The organism is Bacillus cereus group sp. MYBK5-2, from assembly GCF_051915685.1.
Lineage (GTDB): Bacteria > Bacillota > Bacilli > Bacillales > Bacillaceae_G > Bacillus_A > Bacillus_A cereus.
The window spans coordinates 125,749-139,858 of sequence record NZ_JBQAFE010000005.1 but is presented as its reverse complement, the minus strand read 5'-3'; the positions used below and the strand labels follow the sequence as shown (position 1 = coordinate 139,858).

Genomic DNA, 14,110 nt, shown 5'->3' with positions numbered 1-14,110 from the left:
ATTATGAAATGCGGAAACATAATTACCATCAACTGATTCAAACATGAGAAATGAAACCCTACAGTGATTCCATTCCTCTACATAATCTAAAGTTTGGGTACACTAGATTCATGCAATGTAGGAGCTTTCAGAGTAGAAAGCGAACCTTCGTTTAAAATGATAGCATACATATCTCCCTCAAAAATATGCAAATATGCATATATCGTTTTTATTTCTCAATGTCGGAATATTGAAAAATAAAAGGTGCAAAGGTAAAATAAAGTCATTATCCGTCTTCTTTTGTCAGTCAGAGAGAATAGAAGAATAGGAGAGGAAAAAATGAGAAAATCATTGAAACAAAAAATAGTAAGCTCTTTGCTTGCTGTATCACTCGCTGTTAGCTTAGCTCCAATTGGGCAAGCAAAAGCGGATTCCACGTCAGAGGTTACACAAACTCCATCTATTACAAAACAGATTGATCCAAACCGCGCGATTGAACATGTTCGTTTCTTATCTGAAACAATTGGTCCTCGCCCCGGTGGAACAAAATCCGAAGAATGGGCTTCTCGTTACATTGGTATGCAGCTTAAATCAATGGGCTATGACGTAGAATATCAACCATTTCAGGTGCCCGATCAATACGTTGGATTCATTGAATCACCACTATCAACAAAACGTAATTGGCAAGCTGGTGCTGCTCCTAATGCACTCATTTCTACAGAAGCTGTTACAGCTCCCCTTATCTTTGTTCAAGGTGGGACAAAATTAGAAGATATTCCAAATGAAGTAAACGGTAAAATTGTTTTATTTGAAAGAGGAACGACAGTTACAGACTATAATAAACAAGTTGAAAATGCTGTTAGCAAAGGTGCAAAAGGTGTTCTTTTATACAGTTTAATTGGCGGACGCGGAAATTATGGACAAACCTTCAATCCCCGCCTAACGAAAAAGCAATCTATCCCTGTCTTTGGTCTTGCTTATGCGCAAGGAAATGCATTTAAAGAAGAAATCGCTAAAAAAGGGACAACAATTCTTTCCCTAAAAGCGAGACATGAATCTAAATTAACATCTCTAAATGTTATCGCCAAAAAGAAACCAAAAAAGAGTACAGGTAATGAGAAAGCAGTCGTTGTAAGCTCGCACTATGATAGTGTTGTCGGAGCACCTGGCGCAAATGATAATGCTTCTGGAACTGGATTAGTATTAGAACTAGCTCGTGCTTTTCAAAATGTAGAAACTGATAAAGAAATTCGCTTTATTACCTTTGGTTCTGAAGAAACTGGATTACTTGGTTCGGATTATTACGTGAATAGTCTATCCCAAAAAGAACGCGACCGTATTTTAGGCGTCTTTAACGCCGACATGGTTGCAACAAATTATGATAAAGCAAAGAATTTATACGCTATGACACCTGATGGCTCTACAAACTTTGTAACAGACGCTGCCTTGCAAGCAGGTAAACAACTAAATAATGACCTCGTCCTACAAGGTAAATTCGGTTCTAGCGATCATGTTCCATTTGCTGAAGCTGGTATTCCTGCTGCTCTATTCATTTGGATGGGTGTCGATAGTTGGAATCCATTAATCTATCATATTGAGAAGGTATACCATACACCTCAAGATAACGTATTAGAAAACATTTCACCTGAACGAATGAGAATGGCATTAGACGTTATCGGAACAGGAGTTTATAACTCGCTTCAAAAACCTGTTCCTCAAACTGAACAGAAAGCTGCTTAATCATTTAAAAGACCACTGATTTTATCAGTGGTCTTTTATTGAGAAAAAATATATATGCATAAAAGCATATTTTATCCTACCCATTATCGTATACAATATTAACTGTAACAACACCGATTACAACTAATAAGGAGGCTTTTTCTATTATGAAAAAAATGATTTTAGCAGGTGCATTAACTTTAGCAGGAATTACTGGAGCTACTGCGTTTATTCCTGAAACAAAAGTCGCTGCTGCCGCTCAAGAACAAAGCTTTACAAAATTTTATTCTTTGCAAACTGGAGGTAGTTCTGAACAAGAACCTATTTTCCTTCAAAAAGGACAAGAACTAACAATTCATCCTAACAGCAAAACTCCTAGTTACAGTGTTTATGACTCAAATCATAACCTAATTGGACGTTATTCTGATGGTTACGGCCGAATTTTCACTGCAAAAACAGATGGAAATATGTATGTTCAATTTCATGCACCTTACGTTTACTATAGTCCTGTTAGTTTTTCTGTTACTTATACTATTCAATAAAAAAGAGGTCCTTTATAGGGCCCCTTTTATTTCTCTTGCCAATTCACTTTTACGAATCCATCTTTCACTTTTAATCCGCTTATATTCAATACATACTCTTCATTTGCTTTTAAAGTAACTGTAAAACTACCTTTTTTCGATTCACAGATTTCCTTTAACTCTTTTATACCTTCTCCTCGTCTTTCATACACGCTAAAGCATAAGTTCCCTCGTTTTGCATCTGTCTCATAAGAAAATGTCACTTCTGTGTCCTTCTCATACTGAAGTTCAATATCTTTACCGGCAATATCCCATGATGAGAATTTCGCCTCGTAACTTGTCTCCCCTTGCTTCTCATTTTCTAAATATATATCTCCTGCTTTCCACGCGTCATCTAACGTTTGTGCAAAAACAAAACCACTAAGTAATACAAACATTGTACTTGCCAATATCGCAACTAATGTTACTTTCTGTTTTTTAACAAAGTTCATCTTATATTCTCCTTCAACTTTCTTTTTACTTCTTCTTACCATATATAATAAAAACCCAATAAAGAATGGCAATATAACTGCTAAAATACTCCACCCTTTGCTCATTTGATGTGCTTTAGCATCTGTATATACCCATGATGCAACACATATTAAAAGTGCTATAAAAGCTAAAAACATCGTCACTCCAGCTACTTCAAATAGTACAAACGGATTAGCGAACTCTTTCATGTAATTTATACTCCTTCTTTAAAAATGACTGTATTACAACATATATCGGAATGTATACATGCATCATAATCACAATGGCTATTAACATAGGAATTTTATAATCCAAATGAGTGACAAATTGTTCTATAACAATTGTTAACAAAACAATCCAAATGGTGTGAATACAAATCATCCATTTCCTCTCTAACTTCTGAGCCTTTCGCACGCCCTGCTTCGTGTTATTTATTAGCTCTTCGCTTGGAGCTATCTCTTCTGCTAAACTGCTCTTTATTTTCTGTTCAAATTTATCTTCCTTCATGAACGAACCCCTCCAAATGTTCTCGCATTTTCTTTTTCCCATAATTAAGCCGATACTTTACCGTACCAATCGGTATATTTAATATTTCGCTCATTTCTTTATAAGAGTATTGTTCATAATAGTAGAGTACGAGCACGGTTTTATATTTTTCATTCAATAGCTGTATAACTTCCCGTATCATTTCCGCTTCCACTTTTTGAATAAATTCTTCTGATATATTCACATCATCTGCGAAATCTATTTCTCCACCATCCTCTTTATGAAACAAATCCAATATTCGATCTTTCCACCTTTTTTTCTTACGATAAAAATCATAAAACGTATGAACACAAATTGTAGTAATCCATTTTTTATAATTCTCCACGTAAGAAAGTTGGTGCCGCGATGAAAAAACTTTTATCCATGTCTCTTGAAAAATATCTTCCGCGTCTTCTTTCGTCTTTGCTAACTTATAGCATAAGGAATATATTTGCTTCTTATATATATCAATTAATTCTTCTACCTTTTCTTCCATCATAAGCCTCCTGTCATTTATATAAGACGACGCAAATTCCCTTTTTGTTTGATAAAATTTTATTTTTTTATTATCTCCACATAAAAAGGCAATCACAACATCGTGTGATTGCCTTTTATTTAAAAACGAAAGTCCGCTTCCGCTTTTCTTTATGTCCAGCTCTACCTCCTAGCCCCTTCTGTCTAAGAACCTTCCCCACTAGAAGATAAAATGCATCTTCTGTGGGAAAGAACCTTAGCCTTCAGGACTAAACAGTCGGCTCCGCTTTTCTTTATTGTCTAGCTCCAGCAGCTAGAATACTCGGTGGCTTCGCGCCTTCCTCCGAGGCAAAGTACGCCTCTCTTTCAGGAGCTCCATCCCCCTCCTATTCTAAACGAGCCGCTTCCGCTTTTCTTAATTGTCCAGCTCCAGCGGCTAGAATACTCGGTGGCTTCGCGCCTTCCTCCGAGGCAAAGTACGCCTCTCTTTCAGGAGCTCCATCCCCCTCCTATTCTAAACGAGCCGCTTCCGCTTTTCTTAATTACATTTTTTCTGGTGCAGATACTCCTACGATTGCTAATGCATTTTGAAGTGTAGTGCGTACTGCTTTCATTAACTCGTAACGAGCTTTACTTAATTCTAAATTATCTTGGTTTAATACTTTTTCTGCATTGTAGAAGCTGTGTAATGTTGCTGCTAATTCAAATGCATAGTTTGTAATACGGTGTGGTAGACGTTTTTGTGCTGCATCCGCAACTACCGCTGGGAATTCACCAAGTTTTTTCAGTAACTCTACTTCTTTTTCAGAAGTAACAAGTTTGTAGTTCACATCTCCGCCTGTAGCTAATCCTAATTCTTCACCTTGGCGAAGGATGCTGCATACGCGAGCGTGAGCGTATTGTGCATAGTATACTGGGTTTTCATTAGATTTTGATACAGCTAAGTCCATATCGAAGTCTAAATGAGAGTCACCGCTACGCATTGCGAAGAAGTAACGCATTGCGTCCACGCCTACTTCTTCCATAAGCTCACGAAGTGTAACTGCTTTACCCGTACGCTTACTCATCTTCATTTTTTCACCATTTTGGTATAGTTGTACCATTTGGATGATTTCTACTTCAAGCGTGTCTTTATCGTAACCAAGTGCTTGAATAGCAGCTTTCATACGTGGAATATAACCGTGATGGTCAGCACCCCAAATGTTAATTAACTTATCGAAACCACGCTCTAATTTATCACGATGATACGCGATATCTGGCGTTAAGTATGTGTAAGAACCATCATTTTTAATTAATACACGGTTTTTATCGTCACCGTAAGTCATTGAACGGAACCAAGTTGCACCGTCTTCTTCAAAGATCTCATCGCGCTCTTTTAATACAGCAAGTGCTTGATCAATTTTCCCGTTTTTGTATAATGATGTTTCTGAGAACCATACATCAAATTTAACGCGGAAGCTTTCTAAGTCTTTTTGAAGTTTTGCTAATTCATATTTTAAACCGTACTCACGGTAGAATTCATAGCTTTCTTTTTCATCAGCTTTCGCATAACGATCACCGAATTCTTCTGCTAAACGTTTACCAATTCCAATGATATCCGCACCATGGTATCCGTCTTCTGGCATTTCTTTTTCTAAGCCTAAAGCTTGCATGTAACGAGCTTCAACAGAAAGAGCTAAGTTATGAATTTGGTTACCAGCGTCATTAATGTAGTACTCACGAGATACATCGTATCCTGCTTTTGCTAATAGGTTACATAAAGTGTCACCTACTGCCGCACCGCGTGCATGTCCTAAGTGAAGGTCACCTGTTGGATTCGCAGATACGAACTCAACTTGTACTTTTTCACCTTTACCAGTATTCGTTTCACCGTAAGCTTCACCAGCGTTTACGATTGTTGGAATTAAATCTGTTAAGTAGCTATTATCCATATAGAAGTTAATAAAACCAGGACCAGCGATTTCGATTTTTTCAATAGAAGCTTTTGCTTTATCGAAGTTTGCAACTAGTTCTTCTGCAATCATACGAGGTGCTTTTTTCGCAACGCGTGCAAGTTGCATTGCCATATTTGTAGAGAAGTCACCATTTGTTTTATCTTTTGGAGATTCTAATACAACGTTTGGAATTTGTTCTTCTGTCGCTAATTCTGCCTTTAATACAGCAGCCTGAATTTCTTCTTTAATCAATCCTTTTACCTGTTCTAAGGAATTCATTATTTTGCCTCCTTCAAATTAATTGTAATAGTATATCTGCCAGCTTCTTGTTCACTTAGAAGCAATGCGTACGTTAAGAAGAGTTGTCCTTTTTTCTTTTCATCCGACCATTTAAAAAGAACGTTATCAGTCTTTGTTTGCAATGCAAACGTACCAAGTTCACTCGTATACGTACCAGTTGTCCATTCACCTTTCACATGCGTCTGACGCATAGAAACAGCACCTGAACGCATAATGAGAACTTGTTCATCTTGAATTTTAATAATTGTTTTCACTTCGCCTTGTTCGTTCGGCTCCTGGAATGTTACATATGTACCTTGACCTTTTACATAGTATTGACCATTTGCTTCAAAAGCAACGGTTTCCTTCCTCGCCCCTTCACGGATTTCTGTTACGAAATGAACGTGTACCGGCAAGCCTGCAAGTTGTTTCTCCACGTCTTGCACACCTTTCAAATGTTATAGATATTAAATACTACTTATAATAAATCACTTTTCCTATCATATCAAAAAAAGACTCTGTCTGTCTGCTGAAAAATCAGGAAAACTCCATTTCAAAAAATAATTCACTTCTACTTTATTTCATATGATAAAATATTTTTTAAATCTAAATATTCTTTCAATTAAAGAGGTGAATGTAGTGATACCAACAAAGTTAAAAAAGGGTGCTGAAATACGAGTGATTTCACCATCGTGTAGTTTAAGTATTGTTTCAAATGAAAATAGAAAACTTGCTATAAAAAGATTAACTGACATGGGCTTTCAAGTTACATTCTCAAAATATGCTGATGAGATAGATCGATTTGCTTCCTCCTCTATTTCTTCCCGCATTCAAGACCTCCATGAAGCATTTCGAGACCCTAATGTAAAAGCTATTTTGACTACACTTGGCGGATACAACTCAAATGGTTTATTGAAACATCTCGATTATGATTTAATTCGTGAAAACCCGAAATTTTTCTGTGGTTATTCTGATATTACTGCCTTAAATAATGCAATTTACGCAAAAACAGGGCTTGTTACATATTCAGGACCCCATTTCTCTTCGTTTGGAATGGAGAAAGGGCTCGGTTATACAACCGATTACTTTTTAAAGTGCTTAACTTCTAATGAGCCTATTGAAGTCCTTCCATCTGAAACATGGAGCGATGATTCTTGGTATATAGATCAGGAAAATCGAGAATTTATTAAAAATGAAGGATATGTTTCAATTCAAGAAGGAGAAGCTACGGGAGATATTATCGGTGGCAATATGAGCACATTTAACTTACTGCAAGGTACACCATATATGCCAAATTTAAAGGAGAAAATTTTATTTATTGAAGAAGATAGTTTAACTGGAACATCTACTCTTAAAACTTTTGATCGTTATTTACATTCCCTTATGCAGCAGCAAGGTTTTGAATACATAAAGGGAATCGTTATAGGAAAGATGCAAAAAGGTGCAGAATGTACGATAGAAGACATTCAAGAAATGATTGCTTCAAAACCTGAACTTGCACATATCCCTATCATTGCAAACGCAAGTTTCGGGCATACAACCCCGATTTTCACTTTTCCAATTGGTGGACGTGCAAAAATTATTTCTCACAAAGAGAAGACATCTATCACTATTTTAACGTACTAAAAAAGGAGCGAATGAGTCGCTCCTTTTATGGTTTTTCTATTTTTTCCAACGCTTTTTGCGGAATGGATTCTTTCGGGATTTCAGCCCATCCTTTTCCTTGCATACCTTTTGCATAAATTTTTATAAACGCCCCCGTATGCAATTCACGGTTCATCATTCTTTTAATAACCTGTAACTTTCCATCTTCTGTATACCCTTTAAAAGTATACAAGTATTCTCCGTCTTTTTTCTCACCTTTATCTATAACCGCATAATAATCTTGTATTTCTTTATTTGAAAAGAAGTTGTCTACAAAAGCATGTACACCTTCTGTTTTTGTGTTCAAATAATACGCTGTTCCACCTAGAATAATGGCGAATACAGCTAAAACTTTAATTACCAATTTCATACATGAACCTCCTGTTTGCACTTCTTTCTCGCTAGTATTATATCTATACTTGTATTATACGGAAAAGAGCATACTATACTCTATCTAAAAGTCTTACACTTTCCTTACATTATTGTAAGGGATTTTTTCTTACAGCCAGTTCCCAAGAAAAAATTTTTCCGTTTCATACACTTTTATATTATTATTGAATGATACGAATTTTTATTACAAAAATCAAAGGAGACAGTTTTCAAATGGCTATCTTGCAAGGTTTAGCACTATTACTTGTTGTACTTTGTCTATTTACACTTTTCAGTTACCGTGCGCCTTACGGAATGAAGGCGATGGGTGCTTTAGCTAATGCAGCAATTGCAAGTTTTCTTATTGAAGCATTTCACCGTTATATAGGTGGAGAAATGTTTCATAATGACTTTTTACAATCAGTAGGAGAAGCTTCCGGTAGTATGAGCGGTGTCGCAGCAGCGATTTTAGTCGCATTAGCAATCGGTGTTTCCCCCGTATATGCTGTTTTAATTGGTATCGCTACTAGTGGATTCGGTATTTTACCAGGATTTTTCGCTGGATACGTTTGTGCCTTCGTCGTGAAATTTCTCGAAAAGAAATTACCAGCTGGTGTGGAATTTTTAGCAATCCTATTTATCGCTGCACCAATCTCACGCGGAATGGCAATGCTTATGGATCCGCTCGTTAACGCCACACTTGGTAAAATCGGTTCTATGATTTCAGTTGCAACTACAGAAAGTCCTATCATTATGGGTATTATGCTTGGTGGATTAATAACAGTTATTTCTACCTCTCCACTGAGTTCTATGGCACTAACTGCAATGCTTGGATTAACAGGTTTACCAATGGCAATTGGTAGTCTGGCTGTAGCAGCTTCAGCCCCAATGAACTTTATTTTCTTTAAACGCTTAAAAATTTGTTCAAAGAAAGATACAATTGCTGTAGCAATCGAGCCTTTAACACAAGCCGATGTTGTTTCAGCAAATCCGATTCCAATTTATGCGACAAACTTCGTTGGCGGTGCACTTGCTGGTATTATTACCTCTCTGTTCCAACTCGTTAATAATGCACCAGGAACAGCATCACCAATCCCAGGACTTCTTGTCTTATTCGGATTTAATGACGTTGTAAAAGTAACAATTGCTGCTATATTATGTGGAATCGTTACCACTATTGTCGGATACATCGGATCTATTGTGTTCCGTAAATATCCGATCCGCTCTGCTGATGAAATTCGCGGAGTTACTTCGGAAGAGAAGGTTGCATAAGAAAAAGAGCTATTCCCATCGTTTAGGAATAGCTCTTTTTTGTATCGCGTAACGGTAAATGAAATTATATCGGCGGTTTTTTAAATATATCGGCGCAACTCGAATTATATCAGCGATTTTTTTAATATATCGACTTACCGGCACATAACGACAAAATAAGAGCCCTCTAATCATATAGAGGGCTCTTACTTTATCTAGCTGCAGCGGCTAGAATAATCGGTGGCTTCGCTTTTATTTCACCCAACCGAGCAGCATTTCCCGCACGAATTTGCTTGCTGCGACTGGTGTTTGATCACTATGGTCGTAGACTGGAGCTACTTCTACCAAGTCTGCTCCAACTACATTTATATTTGAATTTGCAATTGCTACGATGGAATCTAATAATTCTTTAGATGTGATACCACCAGCTTCTAACGTTCCTGTTCCTGGAGCGTGAGCTGGGTCTAATACATCAATGTCGATTGTGACATAGACTGGGCGGCCAGCAAGTTTCGGTAATACTTCTTTTAACGGTTCTAATACGTCAAATTTGTATAAGTTCATACCTACTTCTTTCGCCCATTCAAATTCTTCCTTCATTCCAGAACGAATTCCGAAAGAATATACGTTTTCCGGACCAATTAAATCACACACTTTACGAATTGGTGTAGAGTGGGATAAAGGCTCCCCTTCATACGATTCACGTAAATCAGTATGAGCATCCATGTGGATGATTGCTAAATCCGGATATTTTTTTGCCATTGCCTTAAAAATTGGCCAAGACACTAGGTGCTCACCGCCGAGACCTAGTGGAAACTTATCGGCATCTAAAAGTTTTGATACATACTCTTCAATCATGTCTAAACTGCGTTGTGCGTTTCCGAATGGTAATGGGATATCACCCGCATCAAAATATTTTACCTCTTCTAGTTCACGATCTAAATACGGGCTATATTCTTCAAGACCGATTGATACTTCACGAATACGTGCAGGGCCAAAACGAGATCCCGGACGGTAACTTACTGTCCAATCCATAGGCATCCCATAAATAACTACCTTTGACTCTTCAAAACTTGGATGACTTTTAATAAATACTTTACCTGAATAAGCTTCATCAAAACGCATATTCTTTTCCTCCTTATGTGGAACTTAAGGTATCCCAACCTTTCACTATTTCTCAAATTTGGAGCGAATTGCTCCTCTTTCTCGATTTACCGGGTCTTCTTTTTAACAACAAGAAGACGATTTTCTCTACAGAAGTGTAAGTAGCTAGCATGTTCAAGTCTTCTGGACAAACACCTTAAATGAGCTACTTACACTTTATTTGTTTGATACAATTCTCTTACTTAATTAAATCGCCAACAAATTTCGGTAATGCGAATGCTGCATTGTGTAATTCTTTTGTGTAGTATTTCGTTTCGATTTCGTGGAAACGCTCTTCACTTACTTCTAATGGATCATGTTTTTTAGATCCAATTGTGAATGTCCAAAGACCACTTGGGTAAGTTGGAATGTTTGCTGTGTATAAACGAGTGATTGGGAAGATCTCTTTTACGTCTTTAAACACAGTTGTAATTAGTTCTGGTGTAAACCAAGGGTTGTCCGTTTGTGCAACGAAAATACCATCTTCTTTTAACGCTTTTGAAATTCCAGCGTAGAAGCCTTTTGTAAATAGGTTTACCGCTGGTCCTACTGGCTCAGTAGAATCTACCATAATTACATCGTATTCATTTTCGCTTTCTGCGATATGTAGGAAACCGTCTCCTACTTTTACTTCTACACGCTCATTATCTAATGCGCCTGCAATTGATGGTAAGTATTGTTTAGAGTACTCAATTACTTTTCCATCGATTTCAACAAGAGTTGCTTTCTTTACACTTGGGTGTTTTAACACTTCACGAATAACACCACCATCACCGCCGCCAACAACTAATACGTTTTCAGGGTTTGGATGTGTAAATAAAGGTACGTGTGCTACCATTTCGTGATAAACGAACTCATCTTTTTCTGTTGTCATAACCATGCCATCTAAAATAAGCATGTTTCCGAACTCTTCCGTTTCGACCATATCAAGTTTTTGGAATTCTGTTTGCTCCGTATGTAATGTGCGGTTAATACGCGCCGTAATCCCAAAATGTTTTGTTTGTTTCTCAGTGAACCATAGTTCCATCGTACAATCACGCCTTTCAATGCAAATTTATAATAGGGACATCATTAATGTCCCCTAACAAAAATAAAACAAAACATCCAAAATGTATAGTTAAAAGTACAAAAATACCGAAAATATATTTTAGTCAGAGGGTTCTAACATATGTGTGGAAAGGGTTTGCACCGTAAAAGGAAAGAAAACCCTTTCTTAAGAAAGGGTTTTTGTCTCTATTTCTAATGGTTTACGAATTGGAATTAGGATCATAATACAACCAACTAACACAACAATTCCACCTACTAAAAACGGACTTTGTGGTGAAACAGTATGACCGATAATTCCTGATAAAATCGGAGCAATCGCACCACCTAACCAACGAACAAAGTTATAAACACCTGACGTAACAGATCTTTCATAAGGTGAAATATCCATTACATAACTTGTATATAATGCATTGTTTAAGCCAGATGCCAACCCTGATAAAACGATAAGAGTAATTTGTAACCACATAATTTTCACAAAGAATAGTGCAATTAAGAAAATCGCAAATACGAGTAAACTACCCTTCAATAATGTTTTTGGTTCATATTTCCCTTCTAGCTTATGTGCTAAAATTGCAGAACCGTAAGCTAACGCGAGTCCCCATCCGCAAAATACAAAGCCTAATTGAATAGCTGATAAATGCATAATAAGTGGTGAATATGCTAACACGACAAAAAATCCGTAGTAGTATAGCATCCCTGAAATGGCACCTTGCATAAATGGTTTATACTTCACCAGGTTAAGTAATTCCCCTACGCCAGCAGCCTTACGCTTCACTTTTCGTTCTGGTTCTTTTACAAAAAAGAATACTAAAATAAATGCTAAGAAAATTAAAATACTCGTCGCGAAAAACGGATAACGCCAAGAATGACCACCTAATATCCCGCCTAATAACGGTCCGCCAGCCATACCTAAGCCGATAGCTGCTTCGTATAATCCTACTGCTTCATGAACTTCTTTACTTAATGCAATCAATAAAGTCATCGCCGTCGCGAAGAACATCGCATTCCCTAATCCCCATCCAGCGCGGAAAAGAGATAATTGAGCAATCGTTTGCGACATACCACATATAAACGCAAATACAGTCACAATCGCAAGACCGATTGTCATCATCCGTTTATCACCAAATCTCGATGCAAATATACCAGCTGGTAACATCATAATTGCCATCGTTAAAATATAAGCGGTAAATAACATTTCAACTTGCCAATGCGATGCACCAATTTTCTCTGCAATAATCGGCAAAATTGGGTCGACTACTCCTATACCCGAAAAGGCAAGGAAGGTAGCCACCACTGTAATCAATCTCCCTAGTTTTTGTTTGCTCTCCATTTTGATTACTCTCCTTTTGTGCTCTCTAAAAATGTTACTGCACGATGTAAACTATCTTCTAGTTCTGCCTTTACACGTTGCATTTGCTCCATTTTTTCGTCTAACGTTTGCACTTGTTTTTCAAGCATATCTTTAATTTCTTGAATCACTTCACGATCACGAGGGTTTTCGCTATTTCTTCTTTGCTCCATTCTTTCTTTTAGTGATAAGAAATGCTGCATTTCTTGAAGTGTGATTCCTAGCACTTCTTTCGCTTCTACAATTCTTTTAATTCTGGCAATATCCTCATCCGTATACAGACGGATATTTCCCTCACTACGTTCTGGGGGATGAATTAAACCAATTTCCTCATAATAACGAAGTGTACGTTTTGTTAAACCGACTTGCTTTGTTACTTCATCAATTTTATACATGTTTATTCCTCCCTTCACTTGATTATTACATTTTACGTTAACGTTAACTTTTCTGCAACTGTTAGACTTTTGTAAATGTTTGTCATATTCAATTGTATTTTCACTAAAGCAGTTTCATAATAAAAGAAAAGAGATAATAAGGAGAATTTCACATGAGTAAACCACTTATTTTCGCTCACCGCGGAGTAAAAGGAACACATCCCGAAAATACGATGATTGCCTTCCAAGAAGCAGAACGCATTGGTGCTCACGGAATTGAACTCGATGTCCACTTATCAAAAGATGGTGAACTTGTCGTAATTCACGATGAAACCGTCGATCGTACAACAAATGGCGTTGGACTTGTTTCTGAAAAAACGGTAGAGGAACTACAATTATTGGACGCTGGTAGCTATAAAGACCCTTCTTTCCATGAAGCAAAAATCCCAACGTTGCGTGAGGTTTTCATTTGGCTTTCCACAACGAACTTACAACTAAATATTGAATTAAAGACAGATGTTATTCATTACCCAAATATTGAGGAAAAAGCTGTTGCACTTGTGCGTGAATATCATCTTTCTAATCAAATTGTATTTTCATCATTTAACCATGACTCTGTTTCATTATTAGCAGAAATTGCTCCTGAAATCCCAAGAGCAATTTTATATGATACACCACTTGCTGATCCAATTTCCGAAGCAAAACATAGAGAAGCAAGTGGATTACATCCAAACTTCCAGTTATTAACGAAAGAATTTGTGCAGTTAGCACAAGAGCAAGGATATGTTTTCCGTCCATATACAATTAATGAATACAAAGATTTACAAACTATGATTGATTATGGTGTAGATGTCATCATTACCGATTGGCCAGCACGTGCCTTTGAGCTCCTTTCTTAATGGAAAGGGCTTTTTTATTTTCGAAATTTCATTGTTTAAAATAAACGAAAACCCTCAATACTAATACAATAACGCTTGTATTAATGAGGGGCTG

15 protein-coding genes are annotated in these 14,110 nt (G+C 37.0%); 5 read left to right on the top strand and 10 right to left on the bottom strand.

Annotated features, from left to right (window positions below):
- The first annotated feature begins 318 nt into the window (after positions 1-318).
- Positions 319-1,719: a M28 family metallopeptidase gene (locus tag ACTFP3_RS18570; RefSeq protein ID WP_001232218.1), complete on the top strand. Its 1,401-nt coding sequence runs from the start codon at positions 319-321 to the stop codon at positions 1,717-1,719.
- 146 nt (positions 1,720-1,865) lie between these two features.
- Positions 1,866-2,240, top strand: coding sequence for a hypothetical protein (locus ACTFP3_RS18565; RefSeq protein WP_000738221.1), 375 nt, complete (start codon positions 1,866-1,868; stop codon positions 2,238-2,240).
- A gap of 26 nt (positions 2,241-2,266) precedes the next feature.
- Here ACTFP3_RS18565 and ACTFP3_RS18560 read toward each other — a convergent pair whose 3' ends face one another.
- The 5 genes from ACTFP3_RS18560 to ACTFP3_RS18540 all read right to left on the bottom strand — a co-directional run bounded on the left by ACTFP3_RS18560 (position 2,267) and on the right by ACTFP3_RS18540 (position 6,378).
- Complete coding sequence (locus tag ACTFP3_RS18560; RefSeq protein ID WP_440010960.1) at positions 2,267-2,938, bottom strand: anti-sigma factor; 672 nt, start codon at positions 2,936-2,938, stop codon at positions 2,267-2,269.
- Positions 2,922-3,236 (bottom strand): hypothetical protein, encoded by a 315-nt coding sequence (locus ACTFP3_RS18555; RefSeq protein WP_025709662.1) that lies wholly within the window; start codon positions 3,234-3,236, stop codon positions 2,922-2,924. Before ACTFP3_RS18555 ends, ACTFP3_RS18560 begins: the two co-directional genes overlap by 17 nt.
- Positions 3,223-3,750, bottom strand: coding sequence for an RNA polymerase sigma factor (locus tag ACTFP3_RS18550; RefSeq protein WP_113303493.1), 528 nt, complete (start codon positions 3,748-3,750; stop codon positions 3,223-3,225). The genes ACTFP3_RS18555 and ACTFP3_RS18550 overlap by 14 nt, the downstream gene beginning before the upstream one ends.
- A gap of 520 nt (positions 3,751-4,270) precedes the next feature.
- The gene (argS, locus tag ACTFP3_RS18545) at positions 4,271-5,941 is read right to left on the bottom strand and encodes an arginine--tRNA ligase (RefSeq protein WP_001086454.1); all 1,671 of its coding nucleotides are present in this window, start codon (positions 5,939-5,941) and stop codon (positions 4,271-4,273) included.
- Positions 5,941-6,378: a DUF1934 domain-containing protein gene (locus tag ACTFP3_RS18540; protein WP_000414867.1), complete on the bottom strand. Its 438-nt coding sequence runs from the start codon at positions 6,376-6,378 to the stop codon at positions 5,941-5,943. Before ACTFP3_RS18540 ends, argS begins: the two co-directional genes overlap by 1 nt.
- Positions 6,379-6,580: 202 nt before the next feature.
- Between ACTFP3_RS18540 and ACTFP3_RS18535 the strand changes: the two genes are divergently transcribed.
- Complete coding sequence (locus ACTFP3_RS18535) at positions 6,581-7,567, top strand: S66 family peptidase (protein WP_006922030.1); 987 nt, start codon at positions 6,581-6,583, stop codon at positions 7,565-7,567.
- Positions 7,568-7,592: 25 nt separating this feature from the next.
- Here the strand turns inward: ACTFP3_RS18535 and ACTFP3_RS18530 are convergent, their stop codons facing one another.
- Positions 7,593-7,955 (bottom strand): YxeA family protein, encoded by a 363-nt coding sequence (locus ACTFP3_RS18530; protein ID WP_000779921.1) that lies wholly within the window; start codon positions 7,953-7,955, stop codon positions 7,593-7,595.
- A gap of 233 nt (positions 7,956-8,188) precedes the next feature.
- Between ACTFP3_RS18530 and ACTFP3_RS18525 the strand changes: the two genes are divergently transcribed.
- Positions 8,189-9,226: a PTS sugar transporter subunit IIC gene (locus ACTFP3_RS18525; RefSeq protein ID WP_000996319.1), complete on the top strand. Its 1,038-nt coding sequence runs from the start codon at positions 8,189-8,191 to the stop codon at positions 9,224-9,226.
- A 231-nt stretch (positions 9,227-9,457) separates the two neighbouring features.
- On the opposite strand, the gene speB is transcribed toward ACTFP3_RS18525, so the two are convergent.
- The 4 genes from speB to ACTFP3_RS18505 form a co-directional block, all read right to left on the bottom strand.
- Positions 9,458-10,330, bottom strand: coding sequence for an agmatinase (speB, locus tag ACTFP3_RS18520; protein ID WP_001209831.1), 873 nt, complete (start codon positions 10,328-10,330; stop codon positions 9,458-9,460).
- Between the two features lie 217 nt (positions 10,331-10,547).
- Positions 10,548-11,375 carry a polyamine aminopropyltransferase gene (gene speE / locus ACTFP3_RS18515; RefSeq protein ID WP_000424696.1) on the bottom strand — a complete coding sequence of 276 codons (828 nt, stop codon included), beginning with the start codon at positions 11,373-11,375 and terminating at the stop codon, positions 10,548-10,550.
- A gap of 186 nt (positions 11,376-11,561) precedes the next feature.
- A complete protein-coding gene (locus ACTFP3_RS18510) occupies positions 11,562-12,725 on the bottom strand; it encodes an MFS transporter (RefSeq protein ID WP_000444227.1) in 1,164 nt (387 codons plus the stop codon).
- 5 nt (positions 12,726-12,730) lie between these two features.
- Entirely contained in the window at positions 12,731-13,138 is a 408-nt protein-coding gene (locus ACTFP3_RS18505; protein WP_000276560.1) for a MerR family transcriptional regulator, read from the bottom strand.
- Between the two features lie 152 nt (positions 13,139-13,290).
- Between ACTFP3_RS18505 and ACTFP3_RS18500 the strand changes: the two genes are divergently transcribed.
- Entirely contained in the window at positions 13,291-14,016 is a 726-nt protein-coding gene (locus ACTFP3_RS18500) for a glycerophosphodiester phosphodiesterase (protein WP_017656744.1), read from the top strand.
- Positions 14,017-14,110: the final 94 nt, after the last annotated feature.

Coding starts and splice junctions, on each gene's coding strand:
- ACTFP3_RS18570 (WP_001232218.1), top strand. CDS start 319: ATGAGAAAATCATTGAAACAAAAAATAGTAAGCTCTTTGCTTGCTGTA.
- ACTFP3_RS18565 (WP_000738221.1), top strand. CDS start 1,866: ATGAAAAAAATGATTTTAGCAGGTGCATTAACTTTAGCAGGAATTACT.
- ACTFP3_RS18560 (WP_440010960.1), bottom strand. CDS start 2,938: ATGAAAGAGTTCGCTAATCCGTTTGTACTATTTGAAGTAGCTGGAGTG.
- ACTFP3_RS18555 (WP_025709662.1), bottom strand. CDS start 3,236: ATGAAGGAAGATAAATTTGAACAGAAAATAAAGAGCAGTTTAGCAGAA.
- ACTFP3_RS18550 (WP_113303493.1), bottom strand. CDS start 3,750: ATGGAAGAAAAGGTAGAAGAATTAATTGATATATATAAGAAGCAAATA.
- argS (WP_001086454.1), bottom strand. CDS start 5,941: ATGAATTCCTTAGAACAGGTAAAAGGATTGATTAAAGAAGAAATTCAG.
- ACTFP3_RS18530 (WP_000779921.1), bottom strand. CDS start 7,955: ATGAAATTGGTAATTAAAGTTTTAGCTGTATTCGCCATTATTCTAGGT.
- ACTFP3_RS18525 (WP_000996319.1), top strand. CDS start 8,189: ATGGCTATCTTGCAAGGTTTAGCACTATTACTTGTTGTACTTTGTCTA.
- speB (WP_001209831.1), bottom strand. CDS start 10,330: ATGCGTTTTGATGAAGCTTATTCAGGTAAAGTATTTATTAAAAGTCAT.
- speE (WP_000424696.1), bottom strand. CDS start 11,375: ATGGAACTATGGTTCACTGAGAAACAAACAAAACATTTTGGGATTACG.
- ACTFP3_RS18510 (WP_000444227.1), bottom strand. CDS start 12,725: ATGGAGAGCAAACAAAAACTAGGGAGATTGATTACAGTGGTGGCTACC.
- ACTFP3_RS18505 (WP_000276560.1), bottom strand. CDS start 13,138: ATGTATAAAATTGATGAAGTAACAAAGCAAGTCGGTTTAACAAAACGT.
- ACTFP3_RS18500 (WP_017656744.1), top strand. CDS start 13,291: ATGAGTAAACCACTTATTTTCGCTCACCGCGGAGTAAAAGGAACACAT.